Below are 26,094 nucleotides of genomic sequence, written 5' to 3' on the forward strand. Positions count from 1 at the left end.
TGTCTTATAATTATGCGGCAAATAAAGCCAAGATTAGATTCTAAAAGGTAGCGAGAGTGAATATGGCTATACAAACAACAAGAGCCTATAACAATGTATGTACGGCATTAAAACGACCGTTTATACCAATCGTTAACGGTCAGGCTAAAAACGATATAATGGAATTGATATGACACCAAAAGATGTTTTACTAAAATGGATTGACGCATTTAACAAGGCGGATTTAGAAACAATTTCAGATTTGTATGCTGATAATGCAGTCAACCATCAAGTAGCAAACGACCCCGTTGTTGGCAAACCTGCAATCATGGAAATGTTTAAAGGAGAATTTGAGACAGCCGAAATGACGTGTATTCCTGAAAACATATTTGAAGATGGTGAATGGGCAATTTTAGAATGGAAAGACCCAAACGGACTACGTGGGTGCGGATTTTTTCAGATAAAAAACGATAAGATTGTATTTCAACGTGGCTATTGGGATAAACTCTCATTTTTAAAACTCCACAATTTACCGATTGAATAAGGATATGAATATTAAGTTTATTTATCATGTCGGCACCTCAAAGAGGTCAGACATATTTAAGTACTAAAAGAGGTTTGGCTAAGGAATTAAACTGGCTTTGTGCTAACCTGAGATGTCTGACGTTTTCAACGTTCCGACATCGGTTGAACATAAAGCCAGTAGATACTTAGGTCAGACGGTAGTCAGACCGGAAATGGGCTATAAAACACTATTTTCTACAGGGATGGGGTAAAACTTTCCAAATTGCAAGGGATTAGACTATTCAAATGTCTTCAAAAATAATGCATCCTCCATGTCGGCACCTCAAAGAGGTCAGACATATTTAAGTACTAAAAAGGTTGGCTAAGGAATTAAACTGGCTTTGTGGTAATCTGAGATGTCTGACGTTTTCAACGTTCCGACATCGGTTGAAGCTGAGTGCGGGCTATTCCCTTACAGAAGGGAATTTTTTCATTTAAACCCGTGGTTTAAATATTTCCAACCACCAAAAAACCACCAAAGCATGCCTCTGGTGGTTTGTTAACAATGTCAGACATTTAGATGCTAGTTATAACTCTCTCCCGGGCGAAATTCAGGCTTCCCGGGGCACCTTTGGTGCTTCCCGGGAGCCGGGAGTACTGTAAATTCACCCGGGACGGGTATATATTCACCCGGGAAAGGTTCCAACTTACCCGGGAAGCCTGCTAACTCTCCCGGGAAGGGTAACATTGAGCCGGGAGGCTTAACAATTTACCCGGGAGGGTTTTTAATCCTGAAATAGCTTTGCAGTGCCCCCTCATTTTCAGAAGATTAATTGAAAAGTAAGATGCCCTTGGATGTCAGGGGAAATTGCTTTTTTGACACTTTCCCTCATTTTAGTGCAAGAAGTACTACCTACATATAGGTATTTTGCCATGCTATTCGATGAATATTTAGGGTTTGATGCAGGAATCACTTATGTTCAACACTTTGATTACAGTAACCGGCATAAAGCTGTGTGTAAATGTTGGTAAGCGTTTACACTCGTTGGATGTTGGTTAATTAAAAATATAAGGCAAATATGTGTACCGGGAGGTACACTTAGCCGGATGTTGGCCTGAATTATAAAACCACAAGCATAAATGGAAAATAACGATACAAAAGTCTTAAACCTCTATCCTATAGATTACCCTTTTGAAACATTGGTTGGAAGGGTCAACTCTAAACCTCCGAAGTTAATCTTGAATCCTGATTTTCAAAGAAAATACAAATGGGATAAAGAAGGTTGGGAGCGCGCCTCACGCTTCATTGAATCTTGCTTAATGCGAATACCGCTTCCTGCCTGTTATTTTGCTGAAACTGATGATGGGAAACAACTTGTAATTGATGGAGTGCAGAGGATTACAACAATCAGTAAATTTTTCAATGATGAATTTGCATTGGAAGGGCTATCAACATTCAAAGAACTCGAAGGGAAAAAGTTTTCCGAGATTGGAGACTATCAAAATGAATTAGAAAGCACAACAATAAGGTGCATTATTCTTAGGAAAGAAAATCCTAAATTCCTTATTCAGGAAATTTTCTCTAGACTTAATCAAGGTGCTGTAAGTCTTTCTAATCAAGAAATTAGACATGCAATATACCAAGGTAAGTTAGATGATTTGCTTTCAGAGTTAGCTAAAACAAATTTAATCAAGGAGTTTGGAATTGGTCAAAACAGCCAAAGAGAAAAAAACAGTTTGGAAGGAGAAGAACAGGTGTTAAGGTTTTTTGCTCTTCAAGAAGACTTAAGTGAGTATCAAGACAAGCTAAATAAGTTTCTTGATAAATACATGGAACAAAATCAAAACCCATCAGAAGAAAGAATATCTGAGCTAAGGGAGTTGTTTAACTCATCACTTCAACGGGTACTTACTGTATTTGGAGATGAAGCTTTCATAGATGTCAATAAGGACAGAAAAAGACAGAGTATGGTTTACTATGACCTTTTGATGTGGAGTTTCTCTGAAAAATCAGATAAGTTTATTGAATTGAATAAATCTGAAATTAGAGAGAAATTTAAAGAATTATGTGCTAATGAAGAACTTCAAAGAACCTTATCTGGTGGATTACAGAATAAATCATCAATTTTGAAAAGAAGAGAATTGTGGGAAAATAAATTGGATGAAATTGATGGCTGAATCAAGTATATATTCTGACTATAGTAGTCAACTTGAGAAGCTAAAAGATATAGTTGACAAAACCAGCACTAAAAGTGTTATTGAAAGTCCTGATCCCTATTTTGGGGATAACATAAATTTTTTCACAAAATCATTTTTAGTAAATATCTGTGCCTATTTGGAGTCCTTTATCAAGGATGTAACATTTTCCTGCATAGAAAATATAAACACAAGAATTGAATCAAGTAAAATTCCTCATAACCTCATTCTATGGGATTTGAACTATGACAAGGAGATTAAAGAAAAGTCCTACAGCTTCAGTAATTTGAAGGTCCGTATCAAGAAAAAAGATTTAGATGAACATATTTCGGGAAGCCCTTTTAGAACTATAAAGTTATTTAGAAATATTGGAATAAATCTTGAAACTAATGCTGACTTTAACAGCTGCAAGGAAAGAATAAATATGATAGTTGTAAAACGGAATAAGATACTTCATCACAATGATGATGCGTCAGACATTTCCTTCTCCGACATTATGCAGTACATAGATGAGATTGATAAATACATGAAAACATTAGATAAATGTATTGAAGAAATGAAAAAATAACAGATGCCAACACGAGGTTAAAAACAATGGCGGTTATGCAGTTAATGGAAATATTATAGCTTTTTGCTACCTTTATCAAGGGCGGAAAGTGAAGTGCTATTAATCCGCCAAAGTTTTTTAGCCATATCGTTGTGGCACATATAAAAAAAGATGACGAATAAGATTTGGTATGAAATGACTAACATAAAGTACGGAGAAATTTATCTGACTAAATATCTCGGACTTCAACGTACTTTGAAAAAAGTATTTCAAATTTTGACACTTATCGTCTCTTTGAGTGGAATACTCGGATGGAAATATTTTGAGGATTATGTTTGGATTGCTTTTATTCTTATAGCTATTGTTCAGCTTTTGTTGCTTATTGAGAATCAAATAATCCGTTCCGATAAAGAAATTGAGGAGATTTCTAATTTGAGAATGATGTACACAAGATATTTCAATAAACTTGAACGCCTTTGGACTAAATATCACTACGACCAAATAAAAGACAATAAGGCAATGGATAAATATTTCGAGCTTCGACAGTCCGATTGGGAGAATATCGAAGAACTTGATTGCAAATTGAGTATCAAGCGATATAAAAAACTGATTGAACATACAGAAATTGAAACAAATCATTATTTAAATAAATATCATATCAATGGCTAAACAAGAGAGACCAAGCAAACCTCAAGGAATACCGAGAAATAATCCAGGAGGCGGAGAACCAAAACCAAAAGGGCAAGTCCCTTCAATGAGAAATCCACCACCACCTCCACCAAAGAAAAAAGACTAAGGCGGGCTTGGCGGATTTTGCATTCTCGGAACACCAAATTCAGATTTACACCTTTGACAGGTTCGATTATCTGAAATTCAATGACCGAAGAAAAAACAAAAAATACGTGCCAACAACGGGTATTGCAAATGCGGGTTTATGTCTTAAATTCATAGTTTCTCGTATTTAATTAAAGTTATTGCGGGCTGACAGTTACGAGTTTCAAAATCCCGTACTTGCCATAGCCCAGATCGCTATATGCTATTTGAAGCCGATACATAAACAGAAATCGAAGTATGGAAAAAGGACTTTTTGAAAAGATATTTATGGGCAATTTGAATAAGAATTTTCAAAGCCGTTCCAAATATTTTGATTTTGAATTTTATGTATTTAGTGAATTAGGAGGAATTGTATTTGAAATCAACAAATGCTTAATTCTCGAATTTCACAGAGCTTCAATCACTTTGACGAATAATTTGCTTGAAAGACTTTTAAAACTATCATTAATTTATGACGAAGCTGGGATTGGACCAAAACCTGTTGAAGACTGGGGTGCTACTTTTGCGGGACCGAATAAAAAATACAGTTCAATTTCATTAGGAAACTCGATTGAAAAATGTAAGAAACTTGACTTAGTAACAGAAAAGGAGAAAGCATTTCTTTTCGACACAATTCGAGAATTAATGAGAAACGGTTTCTCTCACGCAGACTCAAGTAAAATTTTAAATGGAATACCTGACGAAACGACAATGTTTCAAGGCAGTTTTTCAAACCCGACAGAAATTAAACCTGTGACGGTAAACCAGAAAATAATTCCGTTTATGCAGGCAGTACATATTGAGAATTTCGCAAAAGAAAATGCTGCGAACTATTTCGACTACGTATTTGAACTAATAAAAAAAATAGACCAACGACTAATTGACAGAAATAAAAAAACTAGCATATGACAGCAGCGACTCCAAAGTGGCGGTTCAGTGGTTAAATCAAGCTTTATGCTTCTATCAAAGTTTCTGCTTGGCTGACAGTGAAGTGCTTCGAAATCGGTACCTTCGGGTAGCTGCAAACCGTTATATTCAATAACCTATGAAAACTATTCTCATTGCCTTACTTTTTATAGTCCCTTTATTAGGAAGAGCACAGTTTAGTTTTGAACCCAATTCTGACACAACAATATTCGATACTCCGCAAGATACTTCAGCTATATTTCAATACAAATTTATAGTGGCTAGTGCTTGGCACTTTTCTTCATACCTTGAGCTTACTTATAATCAAGATAGCACTTGGAGCTATAGCCGTACTGTTATCAGTAACATTGATAGTAAGCGAATTGAACTCCCACCCATCGATCCGCCTGTTAATGTAGATAAACTATGGAAGGAATTGATCAATGTAGAATTCTTAAATTTAAAAACAGAGGATGAGATCACTTATATAGTAACTAAAGACGGGAAGTACGTTGAACTACCTTTTGAAAAGTACCAAATGATGGGAGCTACTGATATGTCAAATTATGTATCTGAATTTTATAGTAAATTAGGCATCAGAACAATTATGCACTACGCCCCTATCGAAATGATGAGTAAGCTCCATCAATCTGATCAAACGTGGTATGTTCCTGAATTATATAAAGCAACCTTCTGCTACACACTAATACAGAACAAATTTCATTTTACAGATTATAGAAATGCATTCGCTGAATATTTTAAATCAATTAATGAAGATAAGTCGAAGAGAAAAAAAAGAAGATGACATTCAGTATGAAATCATAGCTGATCAGTGTTTAACGACACTTTGCCCGTTGTAGAAAGCCCATCAATCCTGCGAATTGCCATAGTATTAAACTGAAATTTTTGTACATTTAAAATAGCCAAGCTTCATACAGTGGCGTTAGCATTAATATAGAGTACAATGAGAGCAATCATATTAGTTTTTCATTTGTTTTTAGCTATTATTTCTAGCTGTGGACAGACAACACAGAACGAAAAGCCTCCATTATCTAAAAATCCAAAAACTTTAGTCCCAGAGGTTCCCAAGAACTCTTCCGACAAGATCAATTCTAAAGTACAAGTTTATGAGATTCTTCCCCGTGAATTAAACCTTGAGTATGTTAAAAAAGCAGATATAAACCTTGATGGCTATACGGATGCTATCGTTGTTTGCTCAAGAAAAGATTCTTTAAATTCAACCAGACCAGTTGTTATTTTCTATGGAAATTCTGAAGGAGACTATGACTATATAGAAAGGAATGACCATATTATATGTGATGGTTTTCAAAAAATAGTTGTAACCAAAAACTATTTCACATTCGAAAGTAGGATTGGAACAAAGATGGATTACAGTCTGATATACAAGACTTTTATTGTAAAAGAAGATAGTATTTATTTCCATCGTTATGATGAAGAAATATATTCGGTTTACGACTACGACAAAGGAGGTAAATTAGATGAAAAAATAACGAAAAGAGCAGAAGAGTATGATTATCCTAGCTTCAAAGAATATAAATAATGCTAACATATAATAAAACCCATTTGCTCATCACCTTGTAGCAAATTGACTGCTAAATAGCCCGTAATTTATGCTTGCTTTTCATAGCTGGCAACCACAGATTGTGCTTTGGTCAAGTATAGTGTTTAATTATTCTACGCTTTTGCAATTAATGAAGTGTATCTATTTGCGGAGAAAGCATAAATCACTACTTTCAGTATTTCATAGCCTAGTAAAACAAACGGGTTTTATGTAGGCGTTATGCCTCGTATAAAAAAATCAATGATGAAAAAGGTATTCCTATCTATTATTATCCTGCCCATTCTTTTACAATCCTGCAGTGGACAGACCAACAAAGGTGATTTACGAAATAAAGCCTCACAAAAGGAAATTGAAAAAAACAACACTTTAACTCAAAGTGATTTTAATGTTTTTCCAGGCACAAATGTAAACGACCAAATAAGCCAGGTTGTAAGGACAATTTTTCAAGACAGCAAAGGGAATTTTTGGTTTGGAACACAAAACGGAGCATTTAGACTTACAGATAAATCATTAACTCATATTGATAAAATCATTGGTGAGTCGGGAAAAGGTGTAACAATAAAAAAAATTACAGAAAGCAAGGATGGTAAAATATGGTTAGGACATTCAGATGGAATAAGCAGTATTGATGGAAATACTGTGACAAATTATTATGAATCTGATGGATTAATTAGCAATGATGTTTGGTCTATTGCTGCTGATAAAAATGGCAGGATATGGATTGGAACTATAGCCGGTGTTTGTGTTTTTAATGGTCAGGGGTTCACGGAATTTGTGCTTCCGGAAGGACAAGTAGATTCTACCTTGGGTGTTTCAAGTACAAAAATGGTTCATAGTATATTCGAAGATAGTAAGGGCACACTATGGTTTAGTTCTAATGCTGGTCTGTTTTCATACGCCAATAATTCACTTATAAATGTTTCTAAAAAAGCAGGAATTCAAACGAATTTTGTCAATGAAATATTCGAAGATAAAAATGGTGAATTATGGGTATCAACAAAAAATGGACTCTATCATTTAATCAATAATAAGGGAGAAAATATTACAAAAGGGAAAATTGAAACAGGAAAAGGGATAGGAAGCATAGCAGAAGACAAAGACGGTAATATATGGTTTGTTTCCAATCAACACCATTTATATTCTTATGATGGAAATGAACTCATCAAATTCCAAAAATCAGAATATAATAAAGGCCCGGGAGTTTTTCAAATCTTTAAAGACCAGGACAATAGGCTTTGGTTCGTTGGATTTGGTGGTGCTTTTAGATTAGAAAACGGTATATTTATTAATGTAACTAAGAATGGACCATGGTAAAATTGCGAACGCATAACAGTACCTATACGCAAGCAGGGCTTAAGTGCTTCTATGAAAGTGAAGTGCTAAATCCAAGCTTTGTACTTTTAATGAAGTTCAGTGCTAAAACTCCCACTTGCGTGTTCTTTTTGTCTTGTTCAGATAGCTATCGGAATTCAATCTTTTGTATTCCTGTCCCGAATTTTCATCGGGAAAGTCATCGCAATCTTTGGGCTGACTTCAAAATAGATAAAAGGTTGTTACATAGTAGCAATTATTAAAAGTGGCTAAAGCACAATGATTCCATGGTCGGTGGCGCACCGACCATCTCACTCAAATAGCTACCTTTCTGCTTCCGGTCGGTGCGCCACCGACCGGAGGGCTGGCTTTTGGAGCTTAGATAACCAAGGCTCAAAAGAAACAGGTAATTTCTTGTTATATAGTAGACAAAAGATGAAGAATAAAATTTGGTTTAAAAATGCATGAAATTTAAGTTAAACCTTAATATTAAATGAAATTCCTGTTTTCTGAGGTTTAGTACTTTGATTTAAATTTAAAGAAACACTAATAAAAGCAAGGATACCCAGTTTATAGGTGAAATTTATTTTTCATGAGGAGCCTAAGTACAAATGGCTTAATCTTAACACTTTAATAAAACGTTAGTCAGAATTTGAAAAAACCACTAACTAATTTTTAATGACTCTTGACATAAGGTTGTCACTTGTCGGATATATGTTTGTCACAATTAATCTTTAAAACACGTAAAAATGACAAACGTAACTAAGTCAACTCTTAATGAAGCGGAATTTCCAAAGCCTACTTTGATTTCAGTCAATGGTGTAGCACTCGAAGTCTTTGAAGCAGGTCGACAAAATGCAGGAAAACCTATTGTTCTCTGTCATGGTTGGCCTGAGAATGCATTTTCCTGGCGTTATCAAGTACCCGCACTTGTCGAAGCGGGCTACCACGTCATAGTTCCCAACCAGCGAGGCTATGGTAACTCATCATGTCCGGCAGAAGTAACAGCCTATGACATTGAACATTTGTCGGGCGATCTTATTGCACTGCTCGATCATTATGGATACAAGGATGCCACTTTTGTAGGTCACGACTGGGGAGCAAATGTCGTGTGGGGATTAACCTTATTGCATCCGGGTCGTGTAAATGGAGTTGTCGCTCTGGCCTTACCTTATCAATTGCGCGGAGAAAAACCCTGGATTGAGTTCATGGAAGAATTTTTTGGCAGCGATCACTATTTTGTCCACTTCAATCGACAACCAGGCGTTGCAGACGTAATATTGGATGAGAATACAGCCCGGTTTCTTCGCAACATTTTCCGTAAGAATGTTCCCCAAAAAGCACCAGAGCCTGGTATGCTAATGATCAATCTTGCCAAAGCAGAAGAACCACTTGGTGAGCCTGTAATGAGCGACAGCGAATTAGCTGTTTTCGTCTCGGCTTTCGAAGCAACAGGCTTTACAGCTAGCATAAATTGGTACAGGAATCTTGACCGCAATTGGCACTTATTAGCGGATGCAAATCCCATCATCCACCAGCCTGCGCTCATGATCTATGGCGACCGAGACATGATCCCGAAGTTTGAAAGATTACCGGAATTCGTACCCAATGTGGAAGTAGTCAATCTGGATTGTGGCCATTGGATTCAGCAGGAACTTCCAGAGGAAACGAACGAAACGATCTTAAAATGGCTGGAACAACAGAATAATTCTTAGGTTCCGGTTCTTTTAAAGTCCGGCATAGATATTCATTCCTGAAAAATTATTAATTTTAGTTTTCATAAGTCCTTGCTCCTTTCTTTTTATTTTTGCTTGCAAATCCTAATTTAAGAATTTAGCTGTTAGGGACTTATGCTTTTACATAGGGGCTATGAATGAATGGGGTTTCATCAGTTAGGGAAGTGTACTGGTGGTTGGAAAGTCAGCTACAATGTGTAAATTTATTACGATAGCTATCGGAATGCTGTGGCTGTGAACGGATGGAAGCTTGGTGCTTTCTCCCATAGGGGTGCCTTTGGCATAATCCCCGCTCATCATAGCAGGTGTTACCAAAACCCGAAAAGAAAGAATTATGTATACTCACGCTGACAAAGCACAAGATAATAAAAGCCAATCGGTTTCTGCATCTAGTTTTCAGATACAGAGTGGTAGTGAGTCTACTTTTCAATTTGTAGATAATCGACCTGAGGCTATTGCTCAACGAAAGCTACAAGAGATGGTTAATAATAGTCCTAAAGCAATACAGTTTAAAGCTTTTCAGGACATGGCTAACAATAATCCAGAGGTAGTACAACTAAAAAAGTTAGCCAATGATAAACTTAATGTAGTTGGCGAAAACCATGACGAATCCAAGGAACGAAGAGACCTGGAAATAAGCTTTTCTAAAAGTAAAACTGGCGGTGAATATTGGGAAGAACACGACTTCAAACCTGAACAAGGAAAGTTTGGTGACAACCCATTTTTACTCTTGCTTGGTACTTCATCGAATACATTAGGAAACTTCGAGCCTGCCTTCATTATTTTCAATAATGAAATTAAAAATAAAGGGGAACAACAAGCAGTCTCTAAATTTATTGAAGACGGTGTAATACTTCTTGAGAAAAGTCTCGTCCTTATGAAGGATCACAGTCTAAAATTTTATCCAATCCTTTCTGGAGAGGAAAAAATTAGCATAGGCCATGCTTACCTAAAGACAAAGACAATAATGATTCCATTTGCTAAAGAACTGAAAAATCGTCTCAAGCATTTTGCAGATAATTCAGATACAACTGAAGAAGAAAAGCAACGTGGACTACAAGATATTTCTCGAATTTCTAGATTTATTATTCAGCAATTAAAAACTATTTCAGAAAATCTGAGCTTTGATGAAGTTGCAGAAAAAAGATCAGACCATATGAATCAAATTGCTAATACCTACAAACATCTTAAAGGGGTTTGGAAGGTTGGACAAAAACATGTTGATGACATTAACAAAAAAGACGATATAACACCTGATTATTCGCTAATCTCTCAAAATGAATTTAATGCTGAATACAAGGAATGGCTTGAAGAAAATCAAGAGAATGGTGTTGGTGGTACTTAGACTTCTAAATATGGTTAACTGATATTCTAATTCTAAATTGAGGATATAGTTAAAAGTAGTGCCAGCCACTGAATAAATTCTGGAAGTAACTCTATTAATTGATTAGAACATAAAAATCCACAAAGAAAACAGCCTAAAACATCAAATAAATATCATTATAGCGGGGGATTATTCAACCGCTATAGATAAATGAAATTTAAAAGAAAACTTCAGGTATCAAAAAGTAAGAAATATAAAGGGTATCTAACCCTGATACTTCTTACTTGGGTTCTTTGTGTATTGACTTATGGCTTTTTAACTCATACTTATCTTGCAAACGATAACTATAAAAATTTCATTGAATAACTATTCTTTAGGTGAAGAATCTCCTTCTATAAAAATATTGCTAAATGATAAATTGATTTATCACGCCCATCATACTACGATACGTTGATTTATAGGCTACCTAAGGGAAAGCATATTGTGGAAGTTTCTACCCTAGATGAAGTTTATCCAAAAGTAGATACAATCCAAATCGAGAATGAGAGTCATCAATATTTACTTAATATAAGTTATAAAAGCATCAATATATTTAAAAGAAATATGTTAAATCGATTATATAATGATGCGGTTGAAAGCAATCTTATAACTGACACTTTAACAAAAGTCAAAACTCGAGAGGAATTAGAAAATAAAATTAATAATATGTTTGACACCTTAGAAATAGATAAACACTTTTCTATAAGTGTAATAAATGTATCAAAGGCGGTAATTGAATAAATACAGCTGGTAATAAAAAGTAAATGCAACAGACGACACAAGCTGCCTTAAAATTAATTGATGTAAAAAATGACACAAGACAAGCGAAATAAATGAATGTGAAAGCCTACTTTTAGAAGCACTGAAAACTGACGACATCAAAGTTCTTACTCATACACTTTTCATAAATTTGCAAAATTTCAAATAAGAATTAGTATAAAATCGGAAATAACATATTCAATGAAAAACGCAGATAGAATAATATCATTTAATCGTTTTATTCCTTTTGTTCCCTTACCAGCAACAATTTTGGGAGTTTATACAATGATATATTTTGATGTGCCCACTAATATTTGGCTATTAAACTTAACTTTTGTTTGCCTTGGCGTTTTCATTGCACTATTATTTTTAAAGAAGCCAATCCTGCTAAATAACATTAATCCGTTTATTGTTTTAGCTGTTTCAATAATTTTACTGTTAGGTACTTTTTACGACAGTGGAATTATGAATGTGCATCGTTGGATAAATTTCAATTCATTGCAAATAAACATAGGCTTAATAGTTTCACCTTTAATATTGATACAAATTTCAAGGATTACCAACCGTACCATAGCTATTACATTTAGCGCTATAACAACAATTATTTTTTTATTACAACCAGATGCCTCCCTGGTGTCAGCATTTTCTATTTCAATTTGTGTTTTCTTGTTCAGAAAATATAAAGCCACACTTATTAACATATCATTCTTGTTTTTCAGCTTGTGTATGATTGGCTATTCCTGGTACAACTTAGATAATCTGGAACCAGTTGGATATGTAGAAAACATCATTAATTTAACAAAAGAAATTTCATTGGCTTTATTTTTCTCATCAATGATTTCATTGCTTTTATTAATGTTTCCATTTATATATTCTTATTCTAAGAAAGATGACTTATCCATTTCTCTGGGCATCTATTTCTTCATTTTATTACTTGCCACATTCATTGGACATTTCCCTGTTATGCTTATGGGATATGGAATCTCACCAGTAATTGGATATTTTATTGGTTTAATTTGGCAAATTAATACTAATAGTAACACCACAGAAGCATTTGCGTCCTTTTGAAAATCTCACCGTCATGCAATTGGACAAAGTAAATCTGAATAAAATATGACAAGCGAAGTAACCACAATATGGACTGATTTTCACAAAGAATTGAAAGCGTTTATTCTCAACAAAACACGAAATTCGGCTGACAGAGACGATATTTTACAGGACGTCTTTATTAAAATCATTCGCAACATAGACAAAATAAACCAGGCTGAAAATGTAAGGCATTATTTGTATGGAATAGTTAGAAATGCAATCAACGACTATTTCCGAAACAGAAAACAAACAGTAAACGACTCTGAAATAGTAGAAAAATTAACAGAAGAAGACACCCAATCTTTAAACACAACAATTGCCGAATGTTGTATAAAGCCATTGATCAATAAGTTGCCCGAAAATTATAGAGATGCGTTGTTGCTCACAGAATTTCAGGACATTTCACAAAAGGATTTAGCTGAAAAATTAAACATTTCCTATTCAGGTGCAAAATCAAGGGTGCAGCGTGGAAAGGAAAAATTAAAAGAACTTATATTAGATTGTTGTGCCTATCAAAGCGACAAATATGGAAATCTGATGGATACCGAAGATGAAAATTGTGGGTGTGCATAAATTTGCGTCTTTTTTCAAGTGTTCAAGTGTTACTATCAAATGGCGATGTTGCCATTTATAAAAAAGTAAAAAAATGAATGCAGAAAAAATTAAATCGGAAATCAAAAAATCCTACGGAGACATTGCAAAAGGAAATATTCAGGCAGGCTGTTGTTCAACAGACACAGGTTGTTGCACAACGGATGAGTTGAGCACTTCTATGACAGAAGATTACACTAATGTTGAAGGTTATCAAAAGGAGGCAGACCTTTTACTGGGTTGTGGGCTCCCCACTGAAATAGCCAATATTCAAGAAGGCGATACCGTTATTGACCTCGGTTCAGGTGCAGGAAATGATGCGTTTATTGCCCGTAGAATTGTTGGGGAAAGCGGGAAAGTAATTGGTATTGATATGACACCGGAAATGGTAATTCGTTCCTTACAAAACACTCAAAAATTAGGCTACAAAAATGTAGAATTTCAATTAGGCGAAATTGAAAATATGCAAAGCATTCCCACAAATACAGCAGATGTTGTAATTAGCAATTGTGTGATGAACCTTGTGCCCGATAAAGAAAAAGCATTTAAAGAAGTAAATAGAGTGTTAAAAGTGGGTGGACATTTTAGTATTTCCGACATAGTGTATAGTGGAACCTTACCAAACGGAATTTTGGAAGCTGCGGAAATGTATGCAGGCTGCGTTGCAGGAGCAAGTGAAAAAGGAGCATATTTAGGAATAATAAAGTCGGTGGGTTTCAAAAACATTCAAATAAAAAAAGAACGACTGATTGAATTACCAGACGACTTGCTTTTGAAATATATAAGCACAGAAGATTTGGAAGATTTTAAAAAATCGGATTCAGGAATTTATAGCATCACACTTTATGCTGACAAATTAGAGGAAGGTTCTTGTTGCGATACGACAGACAATGAATGTTGCGGAAGTGAAATCGAAAAAACTGACAAAGCAGCAGAAAAAACTTCTTGTTGCGGAGCGACTTCAAATAGTGAAGTTTCAAGTTGTTGTGGATAAATAGCACGCCACTAGCACTAAGTCTAAAAAGTGAAATGCCCTCAAAAAAAAGCCTGAACGGAAGATGTCGTTCAGGCTTTTTGTCTTGCCTGTCCGGCAACAGCAGGGATTTTCCCCAATGTGGATATAACAATGCTTGATTTTTTGTAAATTGTTAGGCATTAAAAGACCCAAACAAAATAGATGATGAGAAAATCTCAAGAGGAACAAGTTCAAAATTTTCTAAACGGCATCAATCTAATGGACAGTGAAAAAGCTCAACCCCTGATTGACATCCGTGAAATTATTTTAGAGACCTACCCTGAAGCAAAGGAAAAAATAATGTACGGTGGCATAGTATTTTCTCTGAACAATGAATTGTTTAGCGGGATCTTTCTCAACAAAAACCATATCACTATTGAGTTTTCTAACGGATATCTTATGAAAGATCCTAACGGCCATCTTGAAGGTAAAGGAAAATACCGCAGACACTTAAAAGTAATGAAAAGAGAAGATGTGTTGAGTAAAGAAATAGCCTATTTTGTAAAACAAGCAGTATAAATCATAATTATCAATAACAACCTGAGATAGATCACTTACTCATGGACGAGACCGGTCAGGACGGTTCCAAACCGTCAGAACGGTGGTTATTGTACCCAAAGCAAAATCCGGTGCGACTTACCTAAATGCTTTGCTTGCCCGCATCAAAAGAAATCTACATTATCTACTTTTAAGACATTTTTTGTAAATTTATTAATCAGGATGGCTTTGAAAAGATACTTAAGCATTGCCTGCAAGTGCGAAAAAAGACAAACAAAAATAATTCGGGATGAAAAATATTTTATTAATTACCTTAGGTTTTGGAAGCGCTTTATTATTCGGATTTTATCCTAATAATATTTCCAAAGAGCAAAGAGAAAATAATGTAATAGCAGCAAGTGAAATATTAACCAGTAAAGGAGAAAACATGAAATTAGGAGCATTTTCAGTAAGTCTTAGCGTCAAAAATATAGAGACTTCAAAGCAGTTCTATGAAAACCTTGGGTTTACCATTCTGGCAGGAGATATTGAGAAAAAGTATCTCATTATGAAAAACGAAAATTCCTTAATCGGATTATTTGAAGGCATGTTTGAAAATAACATACTGACTTTTAATCCAGGTTGGGATGAAAATGGAAATAATATTGAGCCCTTTAATGATATTAGGGAAATTCAAAGTCAGTTAAAAAGCAAAGGAATTAAGATTGACAATGAAATTGATCCTGCAACTACAGGGCCAGCCAGTATGATGGTAACCGATCCGGATGGGAATGTGATATTATTTGACCAACACCGTTGAGAGTTACATTACCCACTTGAAAAATACCTGCAAGCTCACTTCGGTTAGCGAAAATACCGCTTCATTCATCTATACCCTTACAGGTATATTAGGTAATATTTATTCGATAATCATACCCGAAGAGGTATAAGGCTCCGGAATAGCTCCAAAAGTAATCGATAATATTTTCCAAAAATTCCAAAAACTAATCCCTACATGGTTCGCTTATATTGATAAAAGTTTTTTACCGGTTTCAACTATTCATGGGTATAAAGAATTAATAGAACTAAAAGCAAAACAAATAGAAATAAACTAGCTACCAATTCTGAACAGTATTAAAATAAAGTTTAACTTAATCATTGGAACAACCCATTTTGGACTTAATTAACTTTAGTTGGCAACTGAAAATAATCATGTAAAATTACGTTTAACTACTAATAGCATGGAATTAGCAATAATTTAAGCTTAGAAAGCTTATAAAAAAGATAGTGCAATTGAATTAGCTATAGAACTACAAAAAGAGAATACCAAACCTTCAATATAACTTTACAAACTAACTACCCAATGAAAAAAACACTGATTCCCTTCATTTCAATTTTACTGTTTTTGTTTCTGACCAATAGAAGTAATGCACAGGAAAAGATATTAACACATAAAGATTCCTTAAACGCAATTCTTAAAGAGTATTATGATCTTAATCTGAAAATTTTCCAGACAGGCTCTAAGGTTGAAGATATTGATGATTTGTTCAGCTTATTTACAGAGGATTTCATTTATGTACATCCGAAATATGGTGGAAATTACAGTCGCGAAGATTTATATAACGGTTATAAAAACAACCAGTCCAATGGTAGGTACAACGGCAAAATAGCAGATATAAAAATAGAGAATAAAATTGTCGGACTGAATGCTATAGTGGTCGAAAGAAGATTTGTGAAGAAAACAGGGGATGAAATGAATGAAGGGGAAGTTCAAATGACTCTTTTCGAATTTAAAGAAGGTAAGATATCTCGCATCATGGAGTATTGGTAAAAATAAAAAAAGATGCTTTAGCTGAATAACATTTCTACTGGAGTAGGGGAGAAATCAAATCATACTGATTTATCGCTGCAGGTTATATCTTAAAGAGATTCTTTCGGGAGAATTCATAATAAAGATTTTTGCCAGAAGCAGGTCAATGCTATTAAGTTAAGTTTTAATTTATACCTCAACCTTGCGTCCTTCTCCATAGGGAGAAGGAAGTTCGCCTTAACTTAATAGCATTGAGAAGCAGGTAAGCTATCAGACGCTTAGTTGAAAATTCGCTCGGAATTTTTAATGCCGATTTCATGTGTATATGTTCATTTTAAGTTGCCACATGGAATAACCTGAACAGAATTCTCTTGTGGAATGAACGTTTTGTGTCCAAATATTCATCCTCGGTTGGTTCCGAGTGCTCGGGATGGTTATTTCATATATTTCCCTTACATTTGTTGTTATACTAATTATTTTAAATGCAAGAAGCACAAAAATATAGCAGATATTCCTTTTTGCTGGATCGCACGGCAAGGCGGGTAAAGCAATATGCGAAGCAGCGGTTTCGTGAATTGGGCTGGAGCATCACGGTAGATCAGTGGACAGTGCTCAAGCAATTATTTGATAGGGGAGAGTTGAACCAGCGGGAATTGGCTGATCTTACTTTCAAAGATCATCCCACCATGACACGTATTATTGATCTACTTTCCACTAAAGAGCTGATCATCCGCAAAGCCCATCCTGATGACAGGCGCAGCTTTAAAATTGCCCTCACCCAAAGTGGTCAACAATTAGTGGAAGAATGCCTGCCTGAAGTGCAGAGTATTAGAATGAAAGCCTGGGAAAACCTTTCTGAATCCGATTTTAAAGAATTCAAGCGCATCCTCGACAGCATTTATGACAATTTGAGTTTGTAATATACAGAAAGCCGGTCAGGATAGTTTATAGCCTTCTGAAGTTTGTCGGGGCAGAAAGGCGTCAGACGGTTTGGAACCGTCAGAAGCCTGATAGCTAAAGCAACCTCAAAATTTTATTCCCATTTAGATTCATAAAAGTCCCTGACTTCCTCAAGCTTTCTAAAGTTCATTTTTCTCAAAAGGTGTCTGATGGCTTGGAGCCTTCTGACCCCTGGTCACTTTATTTTTCATGAGGAGACCCAACAACAAGAGTTATAAAGTTCAAAAACTTTGTATGAATTCTGTTAAATTAACAGTGTTTTCCAGCCCTAATTTTTTCTTAAGCCGGTTTCTGTTAACCCTAAGGCTTTCCATTTTTATCGATTTGATCCTTGAAATCTCGGAAGATGCCATTCCTAATTTTATAAATGCCAGGTGTTGTAACTCATTGCAGGTTAAGTGAGGAAACCTGGTAGTTATTTGATTATAAAACTCAGGATGTATTTTTTCAAACCTGATAAGAAAATCTTCTATTTCATCTACAAATTTTAAAGTTTCTTTAATATAGTTCAATACACTTCTTAGTTCCTCTCTGGCGATGGGTTCCACCTCTAAAACCTTATCTTTCACTTTTTTCATCAGGACCTTTTTCTTTTCTAATAAAATAGAGGAGCTTAAAAGATTTTGCTGTATTAATTCTCGTTCCTTCCTTTCCATTTCAGCCATTTTCCGTTCCTGAATATTTCTTGTACAACTTAGCATCAGGATTACCTCTCCTTTCCTGTTGAGAATTGGAGTGCTATAGCCTTCAAACCATTGATATGAATTGTCTTTTTTCCTAAACAAAAGTTCAAGTTTCTCAGGAAATGTATTTTCACCGTGTTGGGTATTCACTAAATTATTTGAAAGGATTGAAAAATGATCAGGATGTATAAAGTCATACGGCACCTTACCTTCAAGATCTTTTGAAGTATAACCCATAATTTTTTCAACTGAGGGGCTGGCATAAAGATACCTGCCATTGGAAGGATGATGTAAACAAATTACATCATTGATGTTTTCGGAAATCAATTTTAGTTTGTCGATTTCCTCCTCATTTAGCAAGCGTGCTAATGTATCTCCGTCCAGGTCAGTGTCTTTTTCAAGGAGCTTAAGCAGTTTTTCCGTTTCCCCCTGTGAGGTTTGGTTTTTTATTTTCGTGCCTAAAAGTATAAGATGGTTAAATCCTGCAATTTCTAAAACTTCAAAAGTTGTTTCAACGCTATCTTTTATTGCTATTTCAAACACATTTTCGGATGGGTTCTTTTTCCAATTTGCCATGCCTGCTTCTATCGTATTCTGCAAAATAACTTCTTCACTAATATTTTCCGGATCGAAGCGATTCATAAATAATAATCCTGCCGCCTTATTCATTTTGATTACCTTATTATCTGTACTCACCAAAAGAATGGGATTCTCAATCTTATTAAAAAGCACATTAAAGGTAGTTTTATTGTGTAATAGCTCTTTCATTTCGAAATTTTAGGCTGGTTTTTATATGAGGATATACCACAAAATAGAGAAAATGATAGTAAAGTTAAAAGAATTTTTGACTGAGTTAACGTTTTGTTAACGCTTTGAAATGAATGCATTTGCTTAGGATTTTTAAAGATGGCAGCTTTGGAGATTCCAATCTTGAGTTATTCATTTTGATTGAATTCAATACGTATAAACTATAATAAATAACATATGAACACAATTGCATGACTTTCATCTCATGTGCTTCTGATGAGAAATACCGGAACAACTAGCTACATAATAAGTGGAGACCTAACTATTTGGTGAAGAATATTCAAAAAAATAGATCTTAAAAACGAACTTGTGAATTATAAAGTAATACCCCCTCGCGATGAACTGAAAGAGATAATCAGCTATTTTTGGGTAGGTACGTTGAATGTAGAAACTCAATCACCCAGTGATTTGTACTACATTATTGCAAATACTTTAACAGAGATTACATTCGCCTTTAGTGGGACCGAAAAGAATGACGAATTGCTTTTTTCAATTGTACAAGGACATACGCAAACTCCTTTACAATTGCATGTAAATGGATTTTATCATGTGATTGGTGTGTCACTTTATTCATATGCTGTCCCAACACTGTTCAACCTTTCCGCCTTTGAATTAAATGAGGAGTTTATTTCTTTAACCACCTTCCTAGGAAAAGATGGACATATGCTCAATGAGAAAATAGCACAGGCTTCAACCACTGAAGAGCGTATTGAGATCCTTTCGGATTACTTCATATCTCTTCTAAAGAATCAGAATTCACATGATAAAAGGATGATAACAGCCGTCCAAGAGATTAAAAAGTTCAATGGCAATCCAAAAATAATTGATCTGGCCAGTAATTCCTTTCTTTCACATAAACAATTTAATAGACGCTTCAAAGAGTTTTCAGGTTTTAACCCCAAGATGTACGCAAGGATTATAAGACTTGAATCTGCTATTAAAAATTTTCCTCAATTCTCAAGTTTAACAGAGGTAGCACATTATACCGGGTATTATGATCAAGCACATTTTATTCGTGAATTTAAAGAATTAACAGGTTTTAGTCCAAGGAACTTCTGGAAATTAAGCGAAGTATAATTCCAGAATGTCCATTTTATACAAGTTTAAATAAGCCAGAAGAGACAATTTTGTAGTTGAGGATTTGCTCAAATTCTATTATATATTTTTAACAAGGAAAACAATGATTATTAAACAACATTTACATAAAACTAGAAATATGAGAATAAAGATAGGTATTGGTACATTACTACTTCTGTTTATTTTATTATCAATTGTATCCTGTAAGGAAGAATCGGAAGAGCCTGTTGCTGAGTTTTCTATTAGTTCAGAGGAAGTTAATTTTGGAGAGATTGAAATTTCGAAACAGCTGGAATTAAATTTAAGTGTTACTAACACTGGCGGAGCTGATTTGATTTTGGAAAGCTTTAATATTTCCGGTGCTAATGCTAATCAATTTGACTTAGAAGTTGAGGATATAGAGGAAAGTGTAAAAGCTAATACCACTTATGAATTTTCTATAATTTTTAGACCTGATCAGGAAGGTCAGAAAGCTGCGTTATTAACAATTTTCACCAATATTGGTGATTATGAGGTTGAACTTAAAGGTGTTGCCCTCCCCGAACCAGTGGGAATTCTGGTCATTGATCCGGAGGTAAAGGATTTTGGGGAAGTTGAAATTAATTCTACATCAACAGCGGTTTTCACTCTAACCAACACAGGTAATGCCCAGATAACGGTTGCAGAAATAGTTTTGCAAGGGAATGATATGGATAGTTATCAAATAAATCCAGATGTTCAAAGTTTAGCACCTGAAGAATCTTATAATGTTGAAGTGACATTTGCTCCTGAAATAGTGGGCTCCAAAAATGCATCAGTTATGATTAAAACCAATATTGGTGATTATGAAATGGAACTTACAGGCATTGCTATTCCTGAACCAGTAGGAATTCTGGTCATTGATTCGGAGATGAAGGATTTTGGGGAAGTTGAAATTAATTCTACATCAACAGCGGTTTTCAACCTTAGCAATGTTGGAAATGCAAATTTATCTATTTCAGAAATAGTTTTAAATGAAGGGGATATATCAGATTTTCAAATGAACCCAGATATTCAAAGTTTAGCACCTGAAGAATCTTATGATTTTGAAGTAACATTTGCTCCTGAAACAAGTGGAGATAAGTCAGCTAAAATTTCAATAGTTACTAATATTGGAAGTTACAATATTGATTTACAGGGTAATGCAGTTTTTCCAGAACCAGTAGTCAATTTTTCGGATGCAGCCTTCAAAGCAAGTCTTTTAGAGCACGGACTAAGCATAAGTGGTGAAGGTATAAGTAAAATTGATACAAATAATGATGGAGAGATACAATTAAGTGAAGCGGAGTCTTATAATGGAACTATCAAGTGTCATGACGCAGGAATAAGCAGTTTATCCGGCATTGAGGCTTTTAAAAATATAACACGACTAAGTGTTCTGGGCAATAATTTAACAAGTTTTGATATATCCCATAATACAGCTTTAGTATTCCTAAATTGTAGTGCCAATCAATTAACTAGTTTAGATGTTTCTAACAATACAGCTCTTGAGACTATATACTGTTCTAACAATGAATTAATTAGTTTGGATCTTACGCAAAACGTATCTCTTAAGGGACTATATTGCAATAATAATAAGCTAACTCACCTTAATATTCAGCAAAACGTAGGTCTTGAGCATTTGTATTGCCAGGCCAATCAATTAACTCTTTTAGAGGTCTATCAAAATATTAACCTGATCAACTTAAGATGTCAGCTAAATCAATTGAACAGCTTAGATATTTCAGAAAATGTGAATTTAGATTTTGTAGATTGCAGTAGTAATCAGTTGTCAGTTTTAAATATTACTCAAAATACTAAACTAAAAACTCTCGTCTGTAGCTTCAATAAGTTGAAAAAAATAGATCTTTTGCAAAATAAGGAATTGGAATATTTGTATTGTGACAATAATCAGTTGACAAATTTATATGCTATTGAAAATTCTAACCTTAAAACTCTTTGGTGTCATTCCAATCAGTTAAATTATCTCACCCTGTCAAATGGTAATAATAGTATATTAACTCAAATGAAAGCTCATTACAATGATAATTTGTACTGTATCCAAATTGATCCTGACTTTAACCCTCCAAGCACCTGGTCAAAGCCTGCTGCAGCTTCCTATAGTACAGGCTGTCCCTGAAAATCTTAACTAATTAGATTAATTTTCTAATCACTTAAATGAAATACAATCTAAAAATCTCTAATTTACTTTGCCTATGAAGAATTTAAGAATTAGTACTCATGCTCTTCCTGTTATTAAATGGAGGAATAGTTTATTGGTAGTTATCATTTTGGTAATTAATACTCATTTATCTTTTGCAATTGATCCGGATAAGGAATACATTCTTACACCCGATTCCCTTAACTGGGAGTATGAGGAGTTATCCATCTTAACCAAAGATAATATTGAAATTAACACCTGGATATATTCACCCGATAAATCCAGAGATAATAAAACAGTATTAATATTAGCTGGTCCTGATGCTGGTAATATGTCGTATTTGGTTTACCATTCCTACACATTAGCTAAGGCAGGCTTTACTGTTGTAACATTTGATTACAGAGGGTTTGGTAAAAGTTCAGATTTTAGCATTAATAAAGACTTCTTATACTATACGGAATTTTCCAATGATTTGGAAGCGGTAGTTAATAAGGTCTCACAAAACTTTAAGGACTTTGATATTGGGATTTGGGCACTTTCCATGGGAACCACAATAACTACTTTAACCTATCCCAGCATTGAAAACCAGATTGATTTTATAATTGGAGAAGGGTTCGTAACAAATACAGCTATGGTTGTTGAACGAATCAAAGAGCAAAAAGGTAAGGATATTATACTGCCTGAATCAGCTGTGCCATATTCTCAGCTAATTAATAAATATGATCTGCCGATTTTAATTTTTTCAGCTTCAAATGATACCATTACTACCACCTCTGATGCATATAAACTTAAAGAGAAAATGGGAGAAAAATGCCATATAGTTGAATATGAAGGCAATCATTTAAGGGGATTTCAAGAATGGCCGGAGAAACCATTTGGGACAGGATATTTGGAAGCTATTGATAGTTTTTTAATTAAATATAAATTCAAATAGCTACTCTTGGTTTAGAAAATAAATCGATAACATGAAAATATTAGTATTAGGAGCCAGTGGAGCCACAGGAAAGCTGTTAGTTGATCAACTGCTTGAATTAGGCCGGGATGTTAAGGTAATTGTGCGCGCTTCCTCCTCCATTCCCCAATCGTGGGGTAACAACGAGCAGGTTGAGATTATACAGTCAAACATTCACGAAATGACAGTCGGTGAAATGGCCAATCACCTGAAAGACGGTAGCGCAGTGGCTTCTTGTCTGGGGCACAACCTCAGTTTGAAGGGAATGTATGGCGAGCCAAAAAAGTTAGTTAAAGATGCTGTTCGCTTAGTTTGTGAAGCGTATTTAAAAAGTACGCCCCTAATGCCGCTGAAAATTGTTTTAATGAACACAGCAGGTAACAGCAACAGAGATTTAAACGAGCCCGTATCATCGAGCCAAAAGATGATGCTCGCATTAATCAGAACCCTTTTACCGCCCCATCGTGACAACGAAGAAGCTTCTGATTATTTACGGTTAATGATTGGCCAAAACCATCCATCTATTCAGTGGGCAGTAGTGCGGCCTGACACCCTGATCGATGAAGATAAGGTCTCTGAATATTCACTGCACGCTTCCCCTACAAGAAGTGCCATTTTTAATCCGGGAAAAACAAGCCGTATCAATGTGGGGCATTTTATGGGCTCTCTTATTGTCGAAGAAAAATTATGGAATAAATGGAAAGGACAGATGCCGGTGCTATATAACCTTAATGCATAAACGCATCGCAGAAGAGCTGAATGTCTCTTTTATACAATTTTCATTCAGGCGAATTTAGTTGATTTGTATCAAAGTATTGAGATAATCAATTTAAGTAATAGCCTAAATGAAAAGAATGAAAATCAGACTGGTAGGGATACTTATGCTACTTAGTATGTTAGTTGGGATTTTTAGTGTCTCACCTGCTATTGATTCAGCGGCCTATTTAACAGAAGCAGCAGCAAATTCAAATCAAGTGATTTTAGCTGCAGTTTATCAGTTTGTTTTGGCATTAATATATGTAGCAATAGCTTTACTACTTTATCCGGTTATTACGTATGTGGATAAAAATTTAGCCATTGGTTTTCTTAGTTTTAGAATAATTGCTTCTACATTGATGGTAGTTGGTACAGTATTCTTATTATCTATTTTATCGCTAAGCCAAGGGCATTCAAGTACATTAAACCATAATACAGCTACACTAGAAATTATTGGTAATATGCTCAAATATACCCGTGATTACTTTAATCATGTATTCATGGTTTTAGTTTTGGGAGTAAGTAATGTAATTCTTTATTATCTCCTCTTCAAATCAAAACTAATTCCCAATTGGATGTCTATAGGGGGCTTTATTGCTACTTTCTTATCGATTTTTGCCAGTATTTTACTGTTATTCCAGGTAGTAGAAGTTATTACCCTGGAATATTTAATTCTGAATGCTCCAACTGCATTAATTGAACTAATATTAGGGATATGGTTAATAACTAAAGGGCTTAATTATTCAAATATATCAGGAGTTAATAATCACGCAGGTGAATTTTAGTGAATTCAATGAATTGAAAAACTTTTAGATTGTTCTCAATGATTCATCATGTAAAAATGATTAAAATTTACGATAAGCTTTCTTACTATCTTCAACTATGATGGTGCTATAGCCTTCCGAAGTCTGCCGGGGCAGAAAGGCGTCAGACGGTTTGGAACCACCTGATATCATTTATTGCAAATGATCAATTAATAGCTCTGTTTTAACTTCAATTTTTGAGTAATAGACTAGTGCATTTTCCAAAGCGGCCATTTTAATGGTTAGTAATGCATTGAACCGTAAGCTCAAGTCGATGAAATCTACCTTTTCCCAGGATTGTTCGAATAGCACCCCTTGTTTAATCAAGCCTGCATGAATAGGGTAGTGTAGTAAATAAGCTTCCAATAAATTCGCATGGGATTGCAAAGTAATTTCCTGATAGTATTGTTCTTCATTCTGCAAATCCTGCAATTCATTGATTTTATTCAGTAAATCTTTGTTCAGCAAACCAATATCTCCGGTGGCTTTCATGGTTTCCAAAGTAGTGGCGTTATACCGTACAAAGGGAGGGATATTCGGATTAAACTCTGTTTTTGCTATGTGCAGAAGAGTATCAAAAGTTGTAAGAGGACTATTCAAACGTTCCTCATATGATTTAATCAATTCCAATTCACGGGAAAACCGTACTTTAGCTTTCTTTAATTGAGTAATATCTTTTTGAAAATCAGCAATGAGCAGATTCTTATAATTGATGGTTAGTTTATTGTCTTTTCGGCTTTCGTTTAAATTATTCAGTTGAATAGCTATTAATACACTGATAACAATTAAAAATATTTCCCCTGCTGCATATAAAAAATATTTTCGCAGCCCCTGCTTATTAAGATTTGTATTTCTGATTTTCGCAAACAACCTGAACATGTGGTAGAATTAGATATACAATTTACTATTTCTTTATTTCATTTTAAAAGTTTTTACTGCTTGAGGTTTTTGAAAGTAACTTGCAAGATTGAGAGTTTACAGTTTGGAATTGCTATGTTTAGGGACAAGGCATCTGACGGCTTATAGCCTTCTGATGCCTGCGGTGGCAGATAGGCATCAGACGGTTTCGAACCGTCAGAAGCCTGGATTGCTAAACTTCAGGGGCCTGCCCTGAGCTAAACTGCTGGTGACATAATAGGGAAAAGGGTTTTGGCCGCTTCTCAACCAAATTTCTTTAATATTCCTTTGTCAACTTTATAGTTATGAATCAGTCTTAAGAA

At 34.8% G+C, this 26,094-nt stretch carries 25 protein-coding genes; 23 read left to right on the forward strand and 2 right to left on the reverse strand.

Annotated features, from left to right (window positions below; genetic code table 11):
• Window positions 1–169: 169 nt before the first annotated feature.
• The 18 genes from JKA74_RS09355 (at window position 170) to JKA74_RS09435 (ending at window position 17,598) form a co-directional block, all read left to right on the forward strand.
• On the forward strand, window positions 170–523 hold the full coding sequence (locus JKA74_RS09355) for a nuclear transport factor 2 family protein (protein WP_201430919.1): 354 nt from the start codon (window positions 170–172) through the stop codon (window positions 521–523).
• 1,100 nt (window positions 524–1,623) lie between these two features.
• On the forward strand, window positions 1,624–2,661 hold the full coding sequence (locus tag JKA74_RS09360) for a DUF262 domain-containing protein (RefSeq protein ID WP_201430920.1): 1,038 nt from the start codon (window positions 1,624–1,626) through the stop codon (window positions 2,659–2,661).
• The gene (locus JKA74_RS09365; protein WP_201430921.1) at window positions 2,654–3,247 is read left to right on the forward strand and encodes a HEPN domain-containing protein; all 594 of its coding nucleotides are present in this window, start codon (window positions 2,654–2,656) and stop codon (window positions 3,245–3,247) included. Before JKA74_RS09360 ends, JKA74_RS09365 begins: the two co-directional genes overlap by 8 nt.
• Window positions 3,248–3,397: 150 nt before the next feature.
• On the forward strand, window positions 3,398–3,895 hold the full coding sequence (locus JKA74_RS09370) for a hypothetical protein (protein ID WP_201430922.1): 498 nt from the start codon (window positions 3,398–3,400) through the stop codon (window positions 3,893–3,895).
• A 402-nt stretch (window positions 3,896–4,297) separates the two neighbouring features.
• Window positions 4,298–4,948, forward strand: coding sequence for a hypothetical protein (locus JKA74_RS09375; protein WP_201430923.1), 651 nt, complete (start codon window positions 4,298–4,300; stop codon window positions 4,946–4,948).
• A gap of 136 nt (window positions 4,949–5,084) precedes the next feature.
• On the forward strand, window positions 5,085–5,750 hold the full coding sequence (locus JKA74_RS09380; RefSeq protein WP_201430924.1) for a hypothetical protein: 666 nt from the start codon (window positions 5,085–5,087) through the stop codon (window positions 5,748–5,750).
• Between the two features lie 159 nt (window positions 5,751–5,909).
• On the forward strand, window positions 5,910–6,506 hold the full coding sequence (locus tag JKA74_RS09385) for a hypothetical protein (RefSeq protein WP_201430925.1): 597 nt from the start codon (window positions 5,910–5,912) through the stop codon (window positions 6,504–6,506).
• A gap of 264 nt (window positions 6,507–6,770) precedes the next feature.
• Entirely contained in the window at window positions 6,771–7,841 is a 1,071-nt protein-coding gene (locus JKA74_RS09390; protein ID WP_201430926.1) for a ligand-binding sensor domain-containing protein, read from the forward strand.
• 746 nt (window positions 7,842–8,587) lie between these two features.
• Window positions 8,588–9,553 (forward strand): alpha/beta fold hydrolase, encoded by a 966-nt coding sequence (locus tag JKA74_RS09395; RefSeq protein ID WP_201430927.1) that lies wholly within the window; start codon window positions 8,588–8,590, stop codon window positions 9,551–9,553.
• A gap of 355 nt (window positions 9,554–9,908) precedes the next feature.
• The gene (locus JKA74_RS09400) at window positions 9,909–10,919 is read left to right on the forward strand and encodes a hypothetical protein (RefSeq protein WP_201430928.1); all 1,011 of its coding nucleotides are present in this window, start codon (window positions 9,909–9,911) and stop codon (window positions 10,917–10,919) included.
• 462 nt (window positions 10,920–11,381) lie between these two features.
• Entirely contained in the window at window positions 11,382–11,678 is a 297-nt protein-coding gene (locus tag JKA74_RS20730; protein WP_236587647.1) for a hypothetical protein, read from the forward strand.
• A 219-nt stretch (window positions 11,679–11,897) separates the two neighbouring features.
• A complete protein-coding gene (locus tag JKA74_RS09405) occupies window positions 11,898–12,764 on the forward strand; it encodes a hypothetical protein (RefSeq protein ID WP_201430929.1) in 867 nt (288 codons plus the stop codon).
• Window positions 12,765–12,809: 45 nt separating this feature from the next.
• Window positions 12,810–13,358 (forward strand): RNA polymerase sigma factor SigZ, encoded by a 549-nt coding sequence (gene sigZ / locus JKA74_RS09410; protein ID WP_201430930.1) that lies wholly within the window; start codon window positions 12,810–12,812, stop codon window positions 13,356–13,358.
• 73 nt (window positions 13,359–13,431) lie between these two features.
• A complete protein-coding gene (gene arsM, locus JKA74_RS09415; protein WP_201430931.1) occupies window positions 13,432–14,370 on the forward strand; it encodes an arsenite methyltransferase in 939 nt (312 codons plus the stop codon).
• A gap of 183 nt (window positions 14,371–14,553) precedes the next feature.
• Window positions 14,554–14,910, forward strand: a complete 357-nt coding sequence (locus tag JKA74_RS09420) for a DUF1801 domain-containing protein (RefSeq protein ID WP_236587649.1) — start codon at window positions 14,554–14,556, stop codon at window positions 14,908–14,910.
• A gap of 268 nt (window positions 14,911–15,178) precedes the next feature.
• Complete coding sequence (locus JKA74_RS09425) at window positions 15,179–15,688, forward strand: VOC family protein (protein WP_317193580.1); 510 nt, start codon at window positions 15,179–15,181, stop codon at window positions 15,686–15,688.
• 543 nt (window positions 15,689–16,231) lie between these two features.
• A complete protein-coding gene (locus JKA74_RS09430; RefSeq protein ID WP_201430932.1) occupies window positions 16,232–16,699 on the forward strand; it encodes a nuclear transport factor 2 family protein in 468 nt (155 codons plus the stop codon).
• 461 nt (window positions 16,700–17,160) lie between these two features.
• Window positions 17,161–17,598: a MarR family winged helix-turn-helix transcriptional regulator gene (locus JKA74_RS09435; RefSeq protein ID WP_201430933.1), complete on the forward strand. Its 438-nt coding sequence runs from the start codon at window positions 17,161–17,163 to the stop codon at window positions 17,596–17,598.
• Between the two features lie 261 nt (window positions 17,599–17,859).
• On the opposite strand, the gene JKA74_RS09440 is transcribed toward JKA74_RS09435, so the two are convergent.
• Window positions 17,860–19,089, reverse strand: a complete 1,230-nt coding sequence (locus JKA74_RS09440; protein ID WP_201430934.1) for a PAS domain S-box protein — start codon at window positions 19,087–19,089, stop codon at window positions 17,860–17,862.
• 348 nt (window positions 19,090–19,437) lie between these two features.
• Between JKA74_RS09440 and JKA74_RS09445 the strand changes: the two genes are divergently transcribed.
• From JKA74_RS09445 to JKA74_RS09465, 5 genes are all read left to right on the forward strand, one after another.
• Window positions 19,438–20,205, forward strand: a complete 768-nt coding sequence (locus JKA74_RS09445; protein ID WP_201430935.1) for a helix-turn-helix domain-containing protein — start codon at window positions 19,438–19,440, stop codon at window positions 20,203–20,205.
• 103 nt (window positions 20,206–20,308) lie between these two features.
• Window positions 20,309–22,342, forward strand: coding sequence for a choice-of-anchor D domain-containing protein (locus JKA74_RS09450; RefSeq protein WP_201430936.1), 2,034 nt, complete (start codon window positions 20,309–20,311; stop codon window positions 22,340–22,342).
• Between the two features lie 76 nt (window positions 22,343–22,418).
• Complete coding sequence (locus JKA74_RS09455) at window positions 22,419–23,297, forward strand: alpha/beta hydrolase (protein ID WP_201430937.1); 879 nt, start codon at window positions 22,419–22,421, stop codon at window positions 23,295–23,297.
• A gap of 31 nt (window positions 23,298–23,328) precedes the next feature.
• A complete protein-coding gene (locus JKA74_RS09460) occupies window positions 23,329–24,054 on the forward strand; it encodes an NAD(P)-dependent oxidoreductase (protein WP_201430938.1) in 726 nt (241 codons plus the stop codon).
• A gap of 115 nt (window positions 24,055–24,169) precedes the next feature.
• Window positions 24,170–24,856: a DUF4386 domain-containing protein gene (locus tag JKA74_RS09465; RefSeq protein WP_236587651.1), complete on the forward strand. Its 687-nt coding sequence runs from the start codon at window positions 24,170–24,172 to the stop codon at window positions 24,854–24,856.
• A gap of 171 nt (window positions 24,857–25,027) precedes the next feature.
• On the opposite strand, the gene JKA74_RS09470 is transcribed toward JKA74_RS09465, so the two are convergent.
• Entirely contained in the window at window positions 25,028–25,753 is a 726-nt protein-coding gene (locus tag JKA74_RS09470) for a hypothetical protein (protein ID WP_201430940.1), read from the reverse strand.
• Window positions 25,754–26,094: the final 341 nt, after the last annotated feature.

Source organism: Marivirga aurantiaca (assembly GCF_016679925.1).
Classification (GTDB): domain Bacteria; phylum Bacteroidota; class Bacteroidia; order Cytophagales; family Cyclobacteriaceae; genus Marivirga; species Marivirga aurantiaca.